The 19,382-nt window shown below is 44.9% G+C and carries 17 protein-coding genes; 3 read left to right on the forward strand and 14 right to left on the reverse strand.

Annotation, left to right across the window (positions count from 1 at the left end; genetic code table 11):
* Nucleotides 1-366: 366 nt before the first annotated feature.
* Nucleotides 367-729, reverse strand: coding sequence for a 3D domain-containing protein (locus M3N64_RS01090; protein WP_249095856.1), 363 nt, complete (start codon nucleotides 727-729; stop codon nucleotides 367-369).
* A 298-nt stretch (nucleotides 730-1,027) separates the two neighbouring features.
* Between M3N64_RS01090 and M3N64_RS01095 the strand changes: the two genes are divergently transcribed.
* Nucleotides 1,028-1,375, forward strand: coding sequence for a hypothetical protein (locus tag M3N64_RS01095; RefSeq protein WP_249095858.1), 348 nt, complete (start codon nucleotides 1,028-1,030; stop codon nucleotides 1,373-1,375).
* 167 nt (nucleotides 1,376-1,542) lie between these two features.
* Nucleotides 1,543-1,980: a hypothetical protein gene (locus M3N64_RS01100; protein WP_249095860.1), complete on the forward strand. Its 438-nt coding sequence runs from the start codon at nucleotides 1,543-1,545 to the stop codon at nucleotides 1,978-1,980.
* A gap of 26 nt (nucleotides 1,981-2,006) precedes the next feature.
* On the opposite strand, the gene ligD is transcribed toward M3N64_RS01100, so the two are convergent.
* From ligD to M3N64_RS01140, 8 genes are all read right to left on the reverse strand, one after another.
* On the reverse strand, nucleotides 2,007-2,912 hold the full coding sequence (gene ligD, locus M3N64_RS01105) for a non-homologous end-joining DNA ligase (RefSeq protein ID WP_249095862.1): 906 nt from the start codon (nucleotides 2,910-2,912) through the stop codon (nucleotides 2,007-2,009).
* On the reverse strand, nucleotides 2,912-3,862 hold the full coding sequence (locus M3N64_RS01110; protein WP_249095865.1) for an ATP-dependent DNA ligase: 951 nt from the start codon (nucleotides 3,860-3,862) through the stop codon (nucleotides 2,912-2,914). Before M3N64_RS01110 ends, ligD begins: the two co-directional genes overlap by 1 nt.
* Nucleotides 3,863-3,866: 4 nt before the next feature.
* The gene (ku, locus tag M3N64_RS01115; RefSeq protein WP_249095878.1) at nucleotides 3,867-4,685 is read right to left on the reverse strand and encodes a non-homologous end joining protein Ku; all 819 of its coding nucleotides are present in this window, start codon (nucleotides 4,683-4,685) and stop codon (nucleotides 3,867-3,869) included.
* Between the two features lie 536 nt (nucleotides 4,686-5,221).
* Nucleotides 5,222-5,986: an epoxyqueuosine reductase QueH gene (locus tag M3N64_RS01120; RefSeq protein WP_249096856.1), complete on the reverse strand. Its 765-nt coding sequence runs from the start codon at nucleotides 5,984-5,986 to the stop codon at nucleotides 5,222-5,224.
* A gap of 631 nt (nucleotides 5,987-6,617) precedes the next feature.
* A complete protein-coding gene (locus tag M3N64_RS01125) occupies nucleotides 6,618-7,139 on the reverse strand; it encodes a YfcE family phosphodiesterase (RefSeq protein WP_249095882.1) in 522 nt (173 codons plus the stop codon).
* Nucleotides 7,136-7,738 carry an XTP/dITP diphosphatase gene (locus tag M3N64_RS01130; RefSeq protein WP_249095885.1) on the reverse strand — a complete coding sequence of 201 codons (603 nt, stop codon included), beginning with the start codon at nucleotides 7,736-7,738 and terminating at the stop codon, nucleotides 7,136-7,138. The genes M3N64_RS01125 and M3N64_RS01130 overlap by 4 nt, the downstream gene beginning before the upstream one ends.
* Nucleotides 7,735-8,487 carry a ribonuclease PH gene (gene rph, locus M3N64_RS01135; RefSeq protein WP_249095887.1) on the reverse strand — a complete coding sequence of 251 codons (753 nt, stop codon included), beginning with the start codon at nucleotides 8,485-8,487 and terminating at the stop codon, nucleotides 7,735-7,737. Before rph ends, M3N64_RS01130 begins: the two co-directional genes overlap by 4 nt.
* A 98-nt stretch (nucleotides 8,488-8,585) precedes the next feature.
* A complete protein-coding gene (locus M3N64_RS01140; RefSeq protein ID WP_249095890.1) occupies nucleotides 8,586-9,605 on the reverse strand; it encodes a GerMN domain-containing protein in 1,020 nt (339 codons plus the stop codon).
* A gap of 253 nt (nucleotides 9,606-9,858) precedes the next feature.
* Between M3N64_RS01140 and M3N64_RS01145 the strand changes: the two genes are divergently transcribed.
* Nucleotides 9,859-11,226 (forward strand): methyl-accepting chemotaxis protein, encoded by a 1,368-nt coding sequence (locus M3N64_RS01145; protein ID WP_249095894.1) that lies wholly within the window; start codon nucleotides 9,859-9,861, stop codon nucleotides 11,224-11,226.
* A 262-nt stretch (nucleotides 11,227-11,488) separates the two neighbouring features.
* Here the strand turns inward: M3N64_RS01145 and M3N64_RS01150 are convergent, their stop codons facing one another.
* From M3N64_RS01150 to fumC, 5 genes are all read right to left on the reverse strand, one after another.
* On the reverse strand, nucleotides 11,489-12,469 hold the full coding sequence (locus M3N64_RS01150) for a glycosyltransferase family 2 protein (protein ID WP_249095897.1): 981 nt from the start codon (nucleotides 12,467-12,469) through the stop codon (nucleotides 11,489-11,491).
* Between the two features lie 38 nt (nucleotides 12,470-12,507).
* Nucleotides 12,508-14,670, reverse strand: coding sequence for an ArnT family glycosyltransferase (locus M3N64_RS01155; protein WP_249095899.1), 2,163 nt, complete (start codon nucleotides 14,668-14,670; stop codon nucleotides 12,508-12,510).
* Nucleotides 14,671-14,940: 270 nt separating this feature from the next.
* Entirely contained in the window at nucleotides 14,941-16,581 is a 1,641-nt protein-coding gene (locus tag M3N64_RS01160) for an L-lactate permease (RefSeq protein WP_249095902.1), read from the reverse strand.
* Nucleotides 16,582-16,992: 411 nt separating this feature from the next.
* The gene (locus M3N64_RS01165) at nucleotides 16,993-17,217 is read right to left on the reverse strand and encodes a helix-turn-helix domain-containing protein (RefSeq protein WP_010026148.1); all 225 of its coding nucleotides are present in this window, start codon (nucleotides 17,215-17,217) and stop codon (nucleotides 16,993-16,995) included.
* 550 nt (nucleotides 17,218-17,767) lie between these two features.
* Complete coding sequence (gene fumC, locus M3N64_RS01170) at nucleotides 17,768-19,156, reverse strand: class II fumarate hydratase (RefSeq protein ID WP_249095905.1); 1,389 nt, start codon at nucleotides 19,154-19,156, stop codon at nucleotides 17,768-17,770.
* Nucleotides 19,157-19,382 lie beyond the last annotated feature (226 nt).

Genomic DNA, 19,382 nt, shown 5'->3' on the forward strand with positions numbered 1-19,382 from the left:
TTTCTTTATTATGCCAAAAAGATTATAACACAATAATTATTGTTTAACAGCATATATTTATTGTATTTCGATATTTTTTTATCGTTATAAACCATTTAGCTTTGCATTTGAAAAGGACAGGAGTACAGATGTATACTATAGATGTAAACGTTTTCAAAAAAAACTTAAGGGAGCGTGACAGAGAGATGTTTACACTAGGTGTGTTTGGTACTGTCTGTGTCCTTGTCCCGATTATTGGTGCCATTATCTGGGATCGCTACCATACGCGCAACCCAGACTTAATGAACGAACGTTAGACAAACTAGAGAAAAAGGTTAAAAAAAATCGCTCATGGCTGCATACGCAGACATGAGCGTTCCTTTTGCTTTATTTTCGATAAATTCGGATTTTTACTTTCTTTCTGCCCCATTTGATCGCTTGTTTTCTGGTTTTAAAATGGACATCAATAATCTTTCCTTTAATTCTTCCACCGACATCTCTGGCAATTGCATAGCCGTAACCCGGTACATAGACTTTTGATCCAAGCGGAATTACACGCGGATCTACTGCGATAGCTTTTGCCGTAGGATGTTTCCGATAGTCAAACCCGGTAGCCGTCCGTCCAAGTTCGTTATATGCGGTTGCACTAACTGATATTTTTTTATATTTTGACTTCGCTACTGCCTCGTTTACAGGCATACTCGAAAAAACAAGCGTAATCAAGGTAAGTAACAAAATGATTTTCTTCATTACCAACATCCTTTAATTTTTTTCTGAATACAATGTACCAGTTTCATATAACAGCAACATGTCATCCATATTCTTCTTTGATTACAGTAATTATCAGAAAACAAGAAAAAACCGGGCAAAAACACCTGGTCCTCCATCTTCGAACTATTGATTTGTTGGATTGCAGATTGCATTGTCACTGCGGCTGCTCGCTTGCCGCGGGCGATCTGCAAGCCATGGATGCTGTTCTTTGTTATTGAGGAAAATTTTATACTTTCAAAAAAACGTATGTATTTCCTGGCGTAATGGGAGGATTTATATGATTGACGCATTAAATCAATTAGTTGGAAAAAAGTTCAAACCACATGAACTGGATGAAATCTGTGCGCGGATTACAGGAGGTGCGCGTGAGTTCAAACGGCTGTACTGGGAGGATATCGTCGGGCTGGAGAATATGTCATATCGTACAAAATCAGGTATGACATACGTTGTCTCATTTAAAATTTATAAGGATGATGGTGAATGTGACAGTATTCTTGAGGTCAGCAGTATCGATGTGCTGGATCAGCGAATCGTTTCATCCACTAACAACCGCAAATTATACGTGATTCTTATCAGCATCATCCTCGTTGCAGTTACTGTCTATTGTTTTTTTTCAGTCATTTAAGCATTCTTATTTTCAGCACGCATAAAAGCAAAAATGCGTTTTCTTACATACACGTGGCGGGTTAAAAAAGAAATGAACAGTTGCATGCCTGATCTGCTTAGTCCATAATAATTACGATTATATTGACGTTGTTGCTATGCGCAGAATGAATAAGTAATGAATTTCTCATGAATGGTTTGGAGGTGTTTAACATTCAGCTGGAACCCACTCGGATTGTCAGGCTCCCTTACGTCACTGATTTGAAAGGCGGTCAATGGATCTCGCCGCATGTAGTTAATCAAAATCATTATTTTCCGTATGCCATTCATGAAAAAGAGCATGTCTTTCCGAAAACTTTTGCTCTTTACAGTCTGAATATCGATCTGGTTGATTTTATCGACATCCGGCATTTTTCTGTCTGGATAATCGAACCACGCGCAATGTTTCTTGAGGGCGATCGGATCATCGTTCAAACGATTGATCAGCGTCTTTTTGCCGGAAAATCAAAATTATTGACCGGGAAGTCACTGATGCTTCGCAATGATGAAGACGTCAATTGTGAGGTCATTGATTTTGTCAATATCCATTTTATCGGCCGGATTGCACGCGGCATCAGCAGCATGTAAAAGTCAGGATTGCCCGTTTTTCCTGATTAGCGATTATTGACATGTTTCTTCAGATGTCTGATGATCGCCGTCAGCGATTCATTGCGGCACGAAAAGTACGCATGCATCGGATTGATGCCTTGCTTGACGCGTTTAAGCACAGTCTGTATCGTAAACGATTCAATCCGCAACCGGTCATTGACCTCTTTCCAGAATAAAGGAGCTGCCACGGTTGCCCCCTCCTTCCCTCTCGGCGACAGAGGGCAAATGATCGTTTTTCCTTCCGCATGCTGAACATAGTCAATATACAGTTTACCGCCCCGATTCTTCTTTAGCCGCTCAATGGTATACAGATCAGGAGACTGCCTGACCAGCATTTCTGCGATAAGAGATGTAAAAAGCCGTGTGTCCGCATAGCTTAGTCCAAGCCCGAAAGCAGGGATGTGAATCTGCAGGCCCCTGCTTCCGGACAGTTTCGGAAATCCAGTAATGGCTAATCGTCCAAACAGATCATGCATGTTTTGTGCTGCCTGGACAGCGAGCGGAAAATATGCACGTTCAGGTGGATCCAGATCGAACACAATTTCTTCAGGACCGGTTGATCCGATTTTCTGAAATGGAATGTGATACTCGACCGCCAGCTGATTGCCAAGCCATTTCAGCGTATCCAAATTGTTGCAGACCATGTTTTGAGATGCTCCTTCTACATCCGTGCGCACCCATTCCGGTACATAATCGGGCCAATGTTTTTGAAAAAAGGACGGGCCGGGTATTCCGTGAGGATATCGAATAACCGTCAGTGCACGATGTTGTAAAAAAGGAAGCATCAACGGTGCAACCCGTTCCAGATAGGCGATAAATCGCTCCTTGTTGATCGAAGGCTCACCCCAGACCGGTTTCTCCGGATGTGTGATCACCATTTGAGCAGCTTCGGTCATCGTATCGTGCTTCATTATTCATTCCTCTCTTCCATGGTGCACTGCTTTGGATCCATGTCAACAATGGCCTGAATGCTCGGCTGGCGAAGCGCCTGGCCGTTTGTCCATTCCTGATAGGCGATTTTGACCGTAACTATTGGTTTCATCCAGTGAATGCCGGCAACCTTCTCTACCGGACTGGCAAATGGATTTTTTTCCGCGGCCATCTGGCTGGCAAGTTGGGTCAGGAACTGCCAATCTTCATCCGAGAGTCTCCCCGTACCCGCCCGGCCGATATAGATGAACCGCTTTTTTTCATAAAGGCCCAGCAGCAAGGCGTTTACCGTCCCATTTTTAAAGATAGCTCCGCCAACAACGGCAATGAGATCACGGATCACTTTAATTTTTCTCCAGTTTCTGTTTTTTCCATTAATCATGTATGGGCTGTCCCTTTTTTTCGAAACAATGCCTTCCATACCTCTTAGTTCAACGGCATGAAAAAGCGCGGGGCCATCTTCAAACGAAGGAACGTAATGGATGTGTTCATTTTCAGGAAGCTCTTCTTTTAAAAGTTCTGTTCGCTCGCAAAAAGGCAGATGATTGATCCAGCAGCCGTTGTGATAAAGCATGTCAAAAACCATATAATTAATCGGCAGCATCCGCATCATCAAATCGATACGTGATGAATCACGCAATTGGTCGCGTTTCATAATTTCATGAAAAGATGGGCGCCCCTCCTCATCCAATACAACAACTTCTCCGTCCAGAATCATGGAATGTGCCTTGACCATATCTCCGATCATTGATAATTCCGGATAAATCATGGTGCGTTCATTCTTTCTTCGATTGAACAGATGTGTTTCCGAACCGTCATAATAAGTGAGCAGGCGCACACCATCCCATTTCACCTGATGAATCCAATCCGATCCTTCAGGGATCACTTCAGTGCGTATTGGTTCAAATGGGATCAATGGATTTATTTTCATCAGATCAGACCGTCTTTTTTTTACGTGCAGCCGTTCTTCGTTTTGGCTTCGTTTCTTTTACGCTCGCTTCAAGCGCTGACAGCAGATCAACTACATTAGGCTTCGACAAAACAGGACCTGTCTCTTGTCTGGCCGGCATACCGGCCGCTTTTTCGTCGATCAGTTTTTTCAGTTTCATGCGATAATCGTCTTTATAGTTAGTCGGATTGAATGCGGTCGTCAGCTGATCAATTAATTGATTGGCAATCTTCAGTTCTTTGGGTTCCTGCTCGGGAGCAAGATCACTGATTCCCGGCACTTCGCTGATGCCGCGCACTTCATCAGGATAATAAAGCGTTTCGAGCAGCATGCCGTTTTGATAACTGCGAATCGCAGCCAAATGTTGTTTTGAGCGGATAATAATATTGGCAATTCCGATTTTATCGGTGTCCTGTATCGCTTGCTTCAGCAATGAAAAGGCGCGCAGACCATTTCCGCTGTCAGGACCGATGAAATATGCTTTTTCATAGTAAATCGGATCAATTTCACTTAATTTCACAAAATTGATGATTTCAATATGTTTATCTGCATGATCCTGAAGATCGCTCAGTTCCTCTTCACTGATCGCGACAAATTGTCCTGGTGCATATTCATAGCCCTTGATAATTCCGTCATTTTCTACAGCTTTTCCACATTTAGAACAGGTTCGTGTATAATTGATCGGCGCCATGCAGTCTTTATGCAACATGCGCAAGCGAATATCTTTGTTTTCTGTTGCTGTATACAGCTTAATCGGAATGTAAACAAGTCCGAATTGTATAGAGCCCTTCCACATTGTCCGCATTGTATTCACCTCATGCAATAGTATGCACGCATGCGCAATCCTTAGTGATCAGCTGATAATATGGTTAAAATTAACAAAAAAAAGCTTCTCAAATTATTGAGAAGCGAACGAAAAGGATGTTACATATCAGAAACAGAAGGCAATTCATATTATATAACTTGGAATTATCAAAACACAAGTTTTTTGTTGTGTTCTTTTTAAAAACTTTCTAAAAGCAATCGTTTCAAAAGCTGTTTACAGGACATTACCCAGCTCTTACCTTCCTTTTAGCATCGGAAGTTCCTTCTTCAACCATGGTTCATCAATCTGTACCATTGAACTGCATCGTCGCTCTGGCTGCCCGCTTGCTGCGGGGCGCCTCCACTTAAACATGGTACTGTAGTTTGATACGACAAAATGCTACATTTTTTGCTTGCAAGAAAAACGGACCTTACAGTTACAGAAGGTCCTAAAAGGGGGGTTATTACTTTTACGAATTACAATTTTAGCTTAACAGAGAAAGTAACAGAAAGCTACATTTATTTGCAAAATTTTTATTATAGTAATGTTTTTTCTTTATTACATTTTTTTTGAGTTTTATTTACATTTTCCGTATCTTTTAAAGCTGACTTTGCCTCTCGCACTACATGAACGAGATCAACACCCTGCTGCAACGCTGCAAAAATACATCCGCAATAACACTGACGGTAAATGGCATACTCTTTGCACATTTCCACAGAACGCTGGTAGCCGCCGCGTTTTTTAAAATCAGCAGGCAGGTAGGGACAGTTATCCGTTTTTTGAATCATGAGCCCGATTTTGTTCACAACCTGGCTGTTCTTATGCGGACTGATCGTGAGTACCGTGGTAAAATAATCACAGCCCAATTCTTTCGCTTTCTTTGCAGCCAGATCAAGTCTCATCTCAAAACAGACACTGCAACGCGCCCCGCCTTCAGGTTCTTTTTCCAGCCCTTTTACTTTTGCAAAATACTCAAGCGGACGATAGGGAGCAGCGAGGAAACGAACATGATGGCCGGTTCGTTCATTAAAATCAAGAATAAATTTCTCCTGAACATATTTTCTCCGTTCGTATTCTGCTTTCGGATGGATATTCGAATTTGTATAATAAATAACAATATCAGCATATTGAGAAAGAAACTCGAGCACATAAGTACTGCAGGGGGCACAACAGCTGTGAATCAGTAAATTCGGACGCTCGCCCTCTTTTTTCCAGGATTCGATCATTTTCAGCAACACAGAGTCATAATTAATTTTTTGATTTGGCGATAACTTGCTTACGATTTCGTCGGCATTGATCAGCATCTTTAACCCTCTTCATCCGGTGCTTTTTCTTTGATTGTATCAAGGTTCGGGCGTTCAATCAATGAACTTCCGTCACCAGAACGCGATCAGCAAACTAATGACTGCGATCCAGAATGGGATGCATAAAGCAGCTGCCCACAACGCGCCCTTAAAAAAATTGCCATCCACCATTATTTCACCTCATTACTGTCTTCCGCGAACCTGACCCGATCTCAGACCGATTGATTTGCATATCGGCAGTATATCCGTTTTTCAGCAATGAGATACCGGTCTATCACAAATAAAAAAGCGGTTGCACATTTTTATATGAGCCGACCCTCTTTTACTCGCGCGTGGAAAAAACAGGCGTTTCCGCCTGTTCATCTCCCCACGCATTGCTTTACTGTCGTCATAGTATGTACTATCAGACAAAACTTTACAATGTCTGATAACCGCCATATGAGTGCCCCTCCTCATCACTCCCTGTCATACAGCGGTGTCGCTTCCGCGAAAAAGAGAGCCGGTTTCCACCGGCTCTCTTTTTTTACCTTGAATAGCACTTTAAGTCCGGCTGAACCATCGCCATCCACGAGCCTGACGAAGCCGGATTTTCTAAAAGGAAAAATCCACCATTCTTTAGACCTAACAATTAATCAGTCAGATTAAATGATTTTGAAAAAATGTCAACAGGTTCTCCCGCGGCATTATAATAATTAACGCACGCACTCTTTTTTTGCTGATTGTAGTCCAGAATTACGTAAGTGCCTTCATGATAATTGCGTGGAAGACGCAGGCTTCCGGGATTAATGACAATCATGTGTTCCTGCTGGAACGCACCTGCAACATGGGTGTGCCCGAAACAGATGATGTCGGCATTTCGTTCAAGACCGCAATCACAGAGACGCGTTGGCGACTGGCGCACACCAAACAAATGTCCATGTGCGATCAGAATGTTCAGAGCGCCGATTCTGACTATACGCTCATTCGGATAAGCGCCCGGGGCATCACAGTTACCCTCAACGGGAAAAAAACCGTCCATCTCCATCCGGTCGGGATAAAGTTCTGAGTCGCCGCAGTGTATCATTGCGTCTACGTGGTCAGCATAACGCTCTTTCAGTTCGGTCAATTCATGGGACAGGCCATGTGTGTCACTGACAATCAGTGCTTTCATTTACTCGCTCCCACCCAACTTGTCCAGTTTTTTCTCAGCTGTTCCAGCGCCAGCGCCCGATGGCTGATTTTATTCTTTTCAGCATGTCCCATCTGGGCAAACGTCCTGTTTCGATCCGGAAGCAGGAAAACAGGGTCGTAACCAAATCCATCTGTTCCGCGTCTTTCCATGGTGATCATCCCTTCACACCGACCTTCCGCAAAATGAGTCGGACCATTTGGTTGACTGATTGCCAGTACGCATATAAAATGAGCCGTACGCTCAGTTTCCGGTATATTTTTAAGCCTGCTGAGCAGCAGATCAATATTATGTTCGCTGTTTTTATCCGGACCCGCATAGCGTGCCGAATAAATACCGGGCGCCCCATTCAAAGCATCAACACATAACCCGGAATCATCCGCAAGCGTAAGCATACCGGTCATATGGGAAAGTGTCTCTGCTTTCAATGCCGCATTCTCGCGAAAAGTAGTCCCCGTTTCGGGTACGTCTACATCAAGGTCCAGATCTTTTAGTGAACAGACTGTTGCTCCGAATCGTGCAAAAAGCGCTTTAAATTCTTTTATTTTCCCCTCATTGTTGGACGCGATTAATACTTTCAATGCGCTGCACCTGCTTTCTGTTCTGCGGTCCAATCACCAAGCACCGCTTTTTCTGCCTGAATCAGCTGATGAATGCCTTTTCTGGCCAGTGCAAGGAGTACCGTCAATTCCTTTTCGTTAAAAGTAGCTTCTTCGCCAGTACCTTGAATTTCGATATATTCATCGCGTCCATTCATGACAATATTCATATCCACATCCGTCGTTGCGTCTTCTTTATAGCAAAGATCCAGAATGGGGCCATATGTCGGATGAATACCAACTGAGGTCGCTGCCAGATAGGACTGAATCGGCATTTTCACAATTTCTTTGCGTGCAACCGCACGCTTAAAAGCAAGCACTGCGGCAACAAAAGCGCCTGTTATTGAAGCTGTCCGTGTACCACCGTCCGCCTGAATCACATCGCAGTCAATCCAAAGTGTTCGCTCGCCCATTGCTTCAAGATTGACAACGGAACGCAGCGCACGGCCAATCAATCGCTGAATTTCCATTGTTCTTCCACTTACCCTCCCCTTGGTTGATTCACGCATATTACGCTCCGGCGTTGCTCTGGGCAGCATGGCATATTCAGCAGTAATCCACCCTTTCTTTTGTCCGCGTAAAAAAGGCGGGACTCGATCTTCAATACTTGCATTGCAAATCACTTTCGTATTGCCGACAGCTATCAAAACAGAGCCTTCCGGATGCATAATAAAATCCGGTTGAATCTGGATCGTTCTCAATTCATCATATTTTCTTCCATCTGGTCTCATGACGTTTAAATTGCTCCCGTTGCACCGATTAATGCGCCCTCGCCAAAAAGAGGAGCATCCTGCGCTCCCCTTTACTATACCATATTTCATCCCGATCATTATATGCCCGTAGCGTCAACCCACTCCCGTGTTACAGGGCCAGATATCGTTTTTCCCGACTCCAGCGTCATCTTCGTGGACTGTCCGACCTTTATGGATACTTTTTGAATCGCGGCATCTCCAGTTAACGTAAGTACTAAGCTGCGTATGACTTGATCATTAATTGTTTTCGCCTTTTTGTTATCATAGATAGCTTCGTTAAAGTGGAGATAAACAGTACCATTTTTTATTTTCGGCTTTTCCGTTAGTTCTGTTTCAGGATTCAGGGGTGTGATAAACGGTCCAGATTCGGGCTCATGGATCAAAGCGTGAACAAGACTGGTCACACGGTCAGTATCCGCCGCGCCGCGCACCGTTACGGGTACATCATACGTTTTCCCCTTGTTGGCGGCTAGATAATAAACGGTGAGCGGTTGGCTGCCGCTCATATCCGCAACCCCTCCTGAAACCTGATTAATACCATCTGCGCGGGTCAGTCCGCCGCCCACTTCATTTTTTGTAGACGGCCAGACACTCAGCGTTTTCCCATTAACTGTAATCGTCACGGATTTAACGGACGGAAATTGTGTCAGCGTCCATACAATTGACTGAATGGCCTGAGTCTGGCCAGATGCAGGCGTATCAAACAGTTCCTTAGAAAAATCTACTGTCGCATTTCCTCTTTGATCTATGGACACATGGTTGACTTCTGTTCCAGGCGGAAGCGTGGCCTGAAATCCGTTAGGAAGCAGTTCAGACACTGGTCCGTCATCAACTAAATAATTCAGTACCTGCTTGGTTGCTTGATCTGTTTTGGGCAGTCCAACCGCCTGCGGTGCAACCAGACCGTTCACGTCTTTTAAATAAAGAACCCGCTCTGTAAATTGCTGACGCGTTGCTGTTTTTGCCAGGTCACTTTTACGATTTACATAGGTGACACTGTCCGGCTGCCGATCTGCCATACTTCCACAACCGGACAGCAATGTCACGGCTAGAATAAGAGACACGCTTGAAATAATAATTGATGAACGACGATCCATCGTGAGTACCCTCCTTAATCCCTACAGGGTTGTACTTCTATGTATACGAGCCGTTGCTTTGAATAGACCTTCTGAGCGAAAAAGATGTTTGAACCGGGCAGGCGCTTCATCATGTGGTGTGACCTTGCTCCAGGTCAAATAAAATATTGAAAAAGGTGTTGTCCAGCAAATGCCTAAAAAATAAGAAAATTCATTCATATCGTGCTATACTTTTAGTTAGATTTAATTTAATAAAAATATTGGAGGGAATCGCGTGATCCTCTTAAAAAAACATCGTAAGGTCCAGGTGGAAGAAAACAAATCAGCCAGTCAGTCAATCGGAAAGATTCAGGTTGCTGCCGATCAGTTGAAGGGAATCGTGGAACAATTGAAGCGCGCGGCCGACGCACTGCGCGCATCTTCAAGTTCCAGTGAATCCAGTGTTTCTGAATTCAAAATACATACCGCACGAACAGCAGAGGACAGCGCACAGGTCAATGAACAAATGCAGGTCATTCATCAGTCATCGCAGCAAATACTGGCTACCGTCAATCGTGTTCAGGATGACAGCCGGCAAACCTTCCATGACCTCATGCTTTCTTCAGCATCCATTCACGAATTGGAAGCGACGATGAACAGTATTCTGCGCGGTCATCAGCAGCTGATTCAGCAAATGAACGATCTGGTCGCACAATCTCAAAAAATCGATCAGGTTTTTCAACTAATCGGTTCAATTGCTGAGGAAACCAACATTCTGTCACTGAACGCTGCGATCGAGGCAAGCCGCGCAGGTGAAGCGGGAAAGGGTTTTTCCGTTGTGGCCGATGAAATCCGTAAGCTCTCCGGTGAAACGCAGCAGGCGGTTCTTGAAACAAAAGAATCGATACAAAGTATTCAGAATGAAATCCGGCAGTCTACCGAACGTGTGAATCAGGAGACCACCGACATTAATCAGGGCGCAGAAAAGTTAAAAAAAGTCATTACACAACTTGGCGGTTTCAGACAAAAAGTAGAAACGATTAAACAAAGCAGCAAAAAATCCGCTGAATCTGTCAATCAACAGACAGCAAGCATCAGTGCCATATCCGAACTCATGAATCAGATTTCAGCAATGACTCAGACAAATCAGGCACTCGCGGAAACCGTTGAGAAAGATATCTCCACTCAATTCAAAAGCATCGCGCAGATGCTTGATCTGAACAAACAGCTTATCAGAACCTCAGACGAACTTCAAAATTCCATTCAGACAGACAAAGGTATGGTGATGACCACAGATCCAGAGTTAATCAGTCAGATGAAACAGACTATTCTTCACTTCATCAATGATCATCCGCTTTCGCCAATTGAGACGAACCGGCACCGAGGTATCCTGAACACACTGAAAAACAACAATCCCGAACTGGAAGCAGTATGGTCAAATCTTCCTGACGGATCCTTCATTTATTCAGAACCTGAAGCCGCTTTGGCCAATGCCGGCGCGCGTCAGTGGTTCCTTGAAGCGATGAAAGGCAACATTTTTGTATCAGAGCCCTATTTTTCCGCAATTACAAAACAACCCTGTGTCACCCTATCCTTCCCGATTCAACAGTCAGGACAGATCAACGGCGTTTTCGGTGCGGATTTAACAGTTCATTCAGATTAAAATCATAATGGCTTCTTTGCTACGATCAGGTCCGCTCACCGACCCTGTAAAGCGTATACCATGCAGTCTGTTCCAGCTCTCATAAATGATATCCATGTAATATTAGAAAACTTGGCTTTGCCAAATCTTTGGCATGGGCGAAGCCGCCGCTGCGCTTATACTATAATCCGCTGAATTTTAAACTTTCTTATAATATGAAAAAAATCCGGACAGGTATAAGGTCTGTCCGGATTTTATTATGCATTTAATGACAATCGATCACTCACCCATGCTTGACACTGGATATGGAGCGTACGCGATTGGCCGTACCGAACCCTTTGGCTTCCTTGATGATGTAGAGAGGACGATCTTTGGTCTCATCATAGATTCTGCCAATATATTCACCGATGACGCCAAGGATGAACAAAGTGAAACCACTGAACAGCAGCTGAATGACAATCAATGAGGTCCATCCGGGAACCGTGCTTGATGTGAACAATTTTAATGAAAGAGCAACGATCATGTAAACAAAACCTGCCAGCGAAAGGATCGCTCCGCCGTAAGTTGCCAGTTTCAGCGGTTTATAAGAAAACGATGTCAATCCATCAATCGAAAGCTTCAGCATTTTCTTTAAAGGGTATTTTGTCTCGCCCGCCAGCCGTTCCTCACGTACATATTCAATGGCCGTCTGTTTGAATCCGACCCAACTGACAAGACCGCGAATGAATCGGTTTTTTTCAGGTATCCGCTTCATTTCATCGCATACTCTCCGGTCAATCAGGCGGAAATCACCCGTGTCAAGCGGTATATCGATGTCCGTGGACATTTTTAATGTCCGGTAAAAAATGGCTGCCGTGCATTTCTTAAAAAGGGTCTCTCCTTTTCGCTGGACTCGCCTCCCATAGACTACATCATAGCCTTCACGCCATTTCTCAATCATTTTCAGAATCAATTCGGGCGGGTCCTGAAGGTCAGCATCGATCACGACAACAGCCTGACCTGTCGCATAATCCATCCCGGCCGTTATTGCGATTTGATGGCCAAAGTTCCGTGAGAATTCAAGCACTTTAACATTTGTGTCACTTTCAGATATATAACTGAGCATTTCAGAGGTCCGATCACGGCTTCCGTCATTGATAAAGAGCAATTCATAGGATTCGTACGTTCGATCCATAACTGTTTTCAGCCGCTTATATGACTCATAAATCACTTTTTCTTCGTTGAACACCGGCACGACAACGGAATATTTAACAGTCATGGGCATCCTCCTTCTTATTTTCATATCGCAATCATTGGCTATTGTTATTTATTATAGACATAGAGCGTTGACTGACCTTCTGGACCGATTTGGCTGCCTGAACTTGAGCTTGAGGACCATTCACTCGTTTTAACCTTGGTGCAGTGTTTCTTGATCCAGTTTGTTACCGCGGTATTCTGCCCGCCGCGTCCATTTTCAGAGATCAGAAAATAGTTAATTTCTCCTGCCTTCACCATCTTTTCCAATTTACTTACAGTTAATGCAGGGTCACTGCCTCCGAATCCGCCCATGGCCATTACTGCATAATTGGTTTTCATCATGATCGAATAGGCAGACTGTGCACTTGGAACTGCCAGAATGAACTTTTCACCGTTGTAATGTTTCCGCAAGTAGGTGAGTAGCTTGGTATTTACCTGCTCACCCATACCGCCGCGTCTTACTATGCGCTTTTCATTATTACTTGAAGACTGGCCTTGTGATGATCCAGTGTTCCCCTGAGGAGCACCAAAATTGCCGCCCATTGATGGTGCTTCACTTTGGCCGCCGCCCGGACCTGCAGCTCCATTTCCGGAAAAGCCACTCGGGCGCTGCCCATTCATCTGTCTGCCGCCCATACCGCCCATGCCGGATTGCGTGTCGCTTGGCCCGGCAATCGGAGTGGAACTTCCTGTCTGATTAAATGTTGAAGGTAGCGTCCAATACAGTGGCGCCAGCAACATAATGAACAGGCTGGTTCCGGCTACAGCTCCTTGAATTTTCCGTTCTGCAGACCGCCAGACAATTCCGAAACCGAGCGTAAGGATACCGCCAGCAATGAGCAGCACGGTCCAAATCGTTCCGATGCTGTTCTGATAGAAGATCACTGCCTCAAAAAGAAGCGTGGAGCCAAAAGCGATCGGAAGGAGATACCCCCGCCATGAATGATCGGGATCACTGAAATCACGCCACAGGTACGAGAACCCGATACCCACTAGTGCCGCGATCGGCGGTGCCATCAGGCTTAAATAATATTGATGAAAGAAACCCGCGATACTGAAGAAAATCATTGCTGGAATGAGCCAGGCAAGCCAGAAAATGGTGAACCTGTGTTTATCATCCAGCTTTCTGAGACGGAACCAGTCAGCAGCAATCGCAATCACAGCAAAAAGGACAAATGGGAGCAGCCAGCTTGCCTGTCCGGACAGTTCTTTGGAGAAAAGGCGCAGCGGACCCGCGCTTCCCGTCCCGAACATGCCTCCCTGGTTTCCTCTCATCCCGCCCGGAGCAGCAGCACCCATGCCGTCTCCGGAATTATTATTCTCTCCGGAAGTGGCATTCATGTTTGGCATCCCCTGCTGATTATCAGATGACTGCGTTCCGCTTTCCATCTGATTGCTGTCGGACATTTTTGGGAGTGTTCCTGACTTTTGTCCACCGCCCTGCTGCCCGGTTAATCGTGATACGCCATTATAACCGAATGCCAGCTCAAGAACTGAATTGGTCTGGCTTCCACCGACATAAGGACGCTTGCTGGCAGGAACAGAATCAACAATAATGGCCCATGAAAGCGAAATGCCTGCCAAAACAATTGTTGCAGCAAGAAGATGCAGTACTTTCTTCTTCCAGTTGACCTTCATTGCTATCCAGTAAAGCAGGTAGATTGCCGGAACAATCATAAAGGCCTCAAACATCTTTACATTAAAACCGATACCGATCATTGCTACACTGAGTAAGAGCCAGCGAAATTTAGTCGTGGAAACGGCTTTCAGTACTGCCCATGCCGCTATAACCAGACAAAGAATCAGAATACTGTCCATGTTATTGGTCCGTGTGATCGCAATGAAAATCGGTGTCACCGACATGGTCATTCCGGAAATAAAGGCGGCAAGCTTACCGGCTTTATGCTTCACCATCTGGTAAACAAGCACTGTTGATAGAACTGCCGCCGCAGCTTCTGGAAGCAGAACACTGAAGTTGCTGAATCCCAGCAGTTTGGCGCTTATTGCCTGCAGCCAGAGCGCAACTGGCGGTTTGTCAACGGTGATAAATCCTGCGGGATCAAAAGAAGCATAGAAAAAGTTATGAAAATTTTTCATCATGCTCTTGACCGCTACTGTGTAATACTCATTTGTGTCTGCTTTGTTAAGCAGGAAAAAATTCATGAATCCCGAAAAAACAATAACCGCAATTAAATAAAAATCCACACGCCTGTTTTTAAATAAGTTCATCTCAAATTCCTCCTCAGATCACCCTTCACCGGATACTCGTCAGTATCGGCTTTTTTGCTTAAAGACATTATGTCAGGCCATTCTTAAAGAATGCTTAATGCAGACTATTTTTTGCACTATCATTTCTGCTTTCCAGATTAATAGCAGCAAACAGGCACGAAAATCAAAGAATTTCCAGAATGGATGTTTTTTGAAAAAAAGACAGAGGAAAGTCCACATAGGACTTTTCTCTGTCTTTTTTTCAACTTAGCTTTAACAAATGCATCGATGTTACGGGATCATCCATTGAAATACGTAGGCCTGAAACAAGGTAATGATTCCGATAATGGATACAAGAAGCAGGCTGTGTTTTAAAGTAAACCGGAACAAATTTCCTTCTTTGCCGACCAGACCTGTTGCTGCGGTAGCGACCGCAATGGACTGAGGAGAAATCATTTTAGCCGCAACACCTCCGGTTGAGTTGGCAGCAACGAGCAGTGTAGGATCCACTCCAATTTGCCGTGCCGACACATGCTGAAGATTCGAGAACAAAGCATTGGACGAGGTATCCGAACCTGTGAGAAACACCCCGATCCAACCAATGAACGGTGAAACAAATGGAAAAATCGCACCAGTCGATGCAAGACCTAAACCAAGTGTCGCACTCATTCCCGAATAATTTTCAATGTAGGCAAAGCCGAGAACGGACACAATCATCACAAGCGGCAATGCCAGCTTTTTCAGAGTCAGCCAGAATGTCACCCACCAACGCCTCCAGCTAATTCCGATTAGAAGTTTACTTAAAATGCAGGTGAGAAGAATAGCGGTTCCTGTAGCAGCAAGCACATCGAACTTATAGATCGCTCCATAAGGTGTGGGCTGAGTGACAATAGGACGCACTTGCTCAATCATCTGATCCAATCCTGGGATCGGAATCATAACCGTCGCTTTGCCAAGCCATTCTTTAAAACTTGATGATCCACCCCACACGCAAATGACCAGAACCAGGAGAACGAAGGGTGACCAGGCACGCGTAATCTGCCCGAAAGTGTACGTTTTTTGTTGTTGAACAGAAGCTGCAGATGGCTGCTCCTCTTCATCTTTAAACCGAAAAACGGTTTTCGGTTGCCAGAATTTCAGGAAAAGAACGAGTGCCGCCATGCTCACAATAGCTGAAGCCACGTCAGGCAGCTCAGGTCCAAGAAAATTTGCAGTTAGAAACTGAGTCCCGGAAAATGATAGTCCGCAAACCAGAATTGCCGGAAGCACTTCAAGGGTGCGCTTCCATCCGGCCATGATCAGAACCAGCCAGAAGGGCACAATTAAAGACAGCAGAGGAACCTGTCGACCGACCATCTGACTGAGTGCAAAAACATCAATTCCAGTGACCTGACCCGAAGTCAGGATCGGGATGCCGACACCTCCGAATGCAACCGGTGCAGTATTCGCGATCAGGCAAAGCCCTGCAGCATAAAAGGGATTGAAGCCTAAGCCAGCAAGCAGACCACCGGCAATCGCAACCGGTGTACCATAGCCCGCCGTTCCTTCGAGAAAGGCGCCAAACGAAAAGGCAATCAGCAAAGCCTGCAGCCGTCGATCCTGTGTAATAGAAGTGATCGAATCACTGATGATCTGGAACTTTCCCGAAGCAACCGTCAGTTCATAAAGAAAAACCGCCGTTACAATGATCCAGCCAATTGGCCAAAGTCCCTGCAGGCCGCCTAATGCGGTCGCTTCCAAAGCTAAATGAATCGGCATTTTATAAATGAGAACCGCCTCTAGTATGGCAACGCCAACCGTCAGAAGACCGGCCTGGTAGCCTTTCATTTTTTTGACTGCCAGACTCCAGAAAAAAAACACAAGCGGAATACAGGCAACAAGAAAAGACAGAAACATATTACCCAACGGATTATAATTCTGAGCCCATTGCATCTTTATCTTCCCCTTCCCCATAAAACGTAAAATTTTTTCTGATGGATTCATCGGTGAAGCGCTTACATCGCTTAAATTTTACTGCTGATTTTTTAAATTTGCAATTTTGGTTACAAAAAATCGAACATTTCGTGAACGATTAATTGGATTTTATATTCGAAAAATAATTTTTAGAATCAAAAGGATAAAATGGTGAAGGCAAAACTGCCGCCACACTTATTCTATAATCCGCTGAATTTTAAACTTTCTTATAGTAGAACGAAATGATGCGTTTAAATCGTTTATTTTACTTGAACAAATTAGGGTCTGGGATTAAATCTGATTTTTCGCAAATGAAAATCAATGAAAAAAGCATGATTTGTTATCTATTACAAAAACAACAGCCGGCTCTTTATCAGGAGCCGGCCGATGCTATAATTTGAGTTCTCCGAGCCTCAAAAGTTCGACAACCGCCTGGGAGCGTCCCTTCACACCAAGCTTTTGCATGGTGTTTGAGATGTGATTGCGAACGGTTTTTTCACTAATGAAGAGTTCTTTAGCTATGTCTCGGGTTGTCTTGTCTTGGACAAGCAATTCGAAAACTTCTCTCTCCCTCTTCGTCAGCAAAGGTTTTGGACGGTGATATTCTTCCTTCAAAAATTCCCCCTCCTTGCTCAGCAGAAGAGCGGGCGGGGAAGGTTTTTAGTCAATACCAGTTTATGAAAATAAGGACGATGCGTGCGCGGTTTGACCTGTTTACACAAACGTCTTTGGAACGCCCTTAGAAAAAAACGTAAAATACACCTGGCCCGAATTCCGCAGGATGTGATGGCTTTCGCGTTGCATACAGGACGTACTTTCACAGGACGTGATGGCTTTCGCGTTGCATACAGGACGTACTTTCACAGGACGTGATGGCTTTCGCGTTGCATACAGGACGTATGCGCACTTAGCGAAAGTTCCTTATAGTTATTGAAAATTCCCTACATTAGCGGAAGTTCCTTTTCAACCATCGAAAGTTCCTTATAGTTATTGAAAATCCCCTTTCATTAGTGAAAATCCCTTTTAGTTATTCGCGCCTCCGCTTTGATGCTTAGTCAAGCCATTGTTATTTTGAATGGTTACAGCGTAAATTCCTGTACTTATAACCGTGAGAAATTGATTTATACCTTTTGGGTCGCAGCAGCTGGAATCATCCCATAGGCATTTACAGATGCGGATGCACCATTTCTTCCGGTTTAACAAGACGATCAAATTCATCGGCATTCAGAATACCAAGTTTCATAGCCGCTTCTTTCAGACTAATACCTTCTGAATGTGCGAACTTGGCGATTTGTGCTGATTTCTCATACCCGATTTTAGGATTGAGCGCAGTAACAAGCATCAATGAATGATGGAGATACTCCCGCACTCTGTCTTCATTCACTTTAATACCTGAGACGCAGTGCACGGTAAACGAATGCATGACATCGGCAAGCAGGCTGGCTGACTGAAGGAAATTATATCCAATGACGGGTTTAAACACATTCAGTTCAAAATTGCCCTGGCTGGCTGCAAAACCGACTGCCGCATCATTTCCCATCACTTGCACAGCAGCCATGGTCACGGCCTCAGCCTGTGTCGGGTTTACTTTTCCTGGCATAATGGAGCTGCCAGGTTCGTTAGCCGGAATCTCAAGCTCGCCGAGACCACAGCGCGGTCCGCTGGCAAGCCAGCGAATGTCATTGGCGATTTTCATCAGATCGGCTGCAAGTGCTTTTAAAGCCCCGTGAGCCGCAACCACGGCGTCATGGCTGGTCAGTGCATGAAACTTATTTTCCGAAGCATGGAACGCTTTCCCGGTTAATTCACTGATTTTTTCCGCTGCCAGATCGCCGAAACCGGCAGGCGCGTTTAACCCGGTGCCGACCGCCGTTCCGCCGATCGCCAGACCGCGGAGATGATCAGTGCAGCTTTCGATCAATGCTTTCGATACTTCCAGCATATACGACCAGCCGCTGATTTCCTGTCCGACAGTAAGCGGAACGGCATCCTGAAGGTGCGTGCGGCCGATTTTGACAATAGCTTGGAAGGCTTCCGCTTTTTCATCCAATGCGGTCTTCAGTTCCATCAAAGCAGGCAGCACGCGATCTTCTATGGCCTGCACAGCTGCTATATGCAGCGCGGTCGGAAATGTATCATTAGAACTCTGCGCTTTATTCACATCATCATTCGGATGAATACGCATGGCGCTGCCCCGCGCTTCCAGCAACTGATTCGCCCGATGCGCAATGACCTCATTCATATTCATGTTGGACTGTGTACCGCTTCCTGTCTGCCAGACAACGAGCGGGAACTCACCGTCCCATTTTCCGGAGACCACCTCGTCCGCCGCATCAGCGATGGCCTCTGCTTTTTCCGGTTCTAAAGTCAGCAGCTGCGCATTGGCCAGGGCAGCACCTTTTTTCAGAACAGCCAGTGCGTACACGATCTCCATCGGCATTTTTTCCCATCCGATTTTAAAATTATCCTTGCTTCGCTGAGTTTGTGCGCCCCAAAGACGTTCTGCCGGGACTTTTACTTCGCCAAGTGTGTCGTGCTCCAATCGATAATTCAAAAATATTCACCCTCTCATTTTTCCTTTATTAAGTTTTACATAGTTCGCTGTTTTTGTGAAATACAATTTGCGTACCCTTGCAAAAAGGCTACGCAATGCTTATGTATGACCTCGGATGTGTGAAATCTCTATGATACAATAAGAATACGTACTTTCTCCCACATCCATAGAGGATTATGGCAAAGAAAGTTATAATATAGTCAGTTAGTCAGTGGGGGGATAAATG

Source organism: Sporolactobacillus mangiferae, from assembly GCF_023336505.1.
GTDB lineage: Bacteria > Bacillota > Bacilli > Bacillales > Sporolactobacillaceae > Sporolactobacillus > Sporolactobacillus mangiferae.

What these genes read in the sequence shown, in the direction of transcription:
- M3N64_RS01090 (WP_249095856.1), bottom strand. Translation starts at nt 729, where the DNA reads ATGAAGAAAATCATTTTGTTACTTACCTTGATTACGCTTGTTTTTTCG.
- M3N64_RS01095 (WP_249095858.1), top strand. Translation starts at nt 1,028, where the DNA reads ATGATTGACGCATTAAATCAATTAGTTGGAAAAAAGTTCAAACCACAT.
- M3N64_RS01100 (WP_249095860.1), top strand. Translation starts at nt 1,543, where the DNA reads ATGAATGGTTTGGAGGTGTTTAACATTCAGCTGGAACCCACTCGGATT.
- ligD (WP_249095862.1), bottom strand. Translation starts at nt 2,912, where the DNA reads ATGAAGCACGATACGATGACCGAAGCTGCTCAAATGGTGATCACACAT.
- M3N64_RS01110 (WP_249095865.1), bottom strand. Translation starts at nt 3,862, where the DNA reads ATGAAAATAAATCCATTGATCCCATTTGAACCAATACGCACTGAAGTG.
- ku (WP_249095878.1), bottom strand. Translation starts at nt 4,685, where the DNA reads ATGCGGACAATGTGGAAGGGCTCTATACAATTCGGACTTGTTTACATT.
- M3N64_RS01125 (WP_249095882.1), bottom strand. Translation starts at nt 7,139, where the DNA reads ATGAAAGCACTGATTGTCAGTGACACACATGGCCTGTCCCATGAATTG.
- rph (WP_249095887.1), bottom strand. Translation starts at nt 8,487, where the DNA reads ATGAGACCAGATGGAAGAAAATATGATGAATTGAGAACGATCCAGATT.
- M3N64_RS01140 (WP_249095890.1), bottom strand. Translation starts at nt 9,605, where the DNA reads ATGGATCGTCGTTCATCAATTATTATTTCAAGCGTGTCTCTTATTCTA.
- M3N64_RS01150 (WP_249095897.1), bottom strand. Translation starts at nt 12,469, where the DNA reads ATGCCCATGACTGTTAAATATTCCGTTGTCGTGCCGGTGTTCAACGAA.
- M3N64_RS01155 (WP_249095899.1), bottom strand. Translation starts at nt 14,670, where the DNA reads ATGAACTTATTTAAAAACAGGCGTGTGGATTTTTATTTAATTGCGGTT.
- M3N64_RS01160 (WP_249095902.1), bottom strand. Translation starts at nt 16,581, where the DNA reads ATGCAATGGGCTCAGAATTATAATCCGTTGGGTAATATGTTTCTGTCT.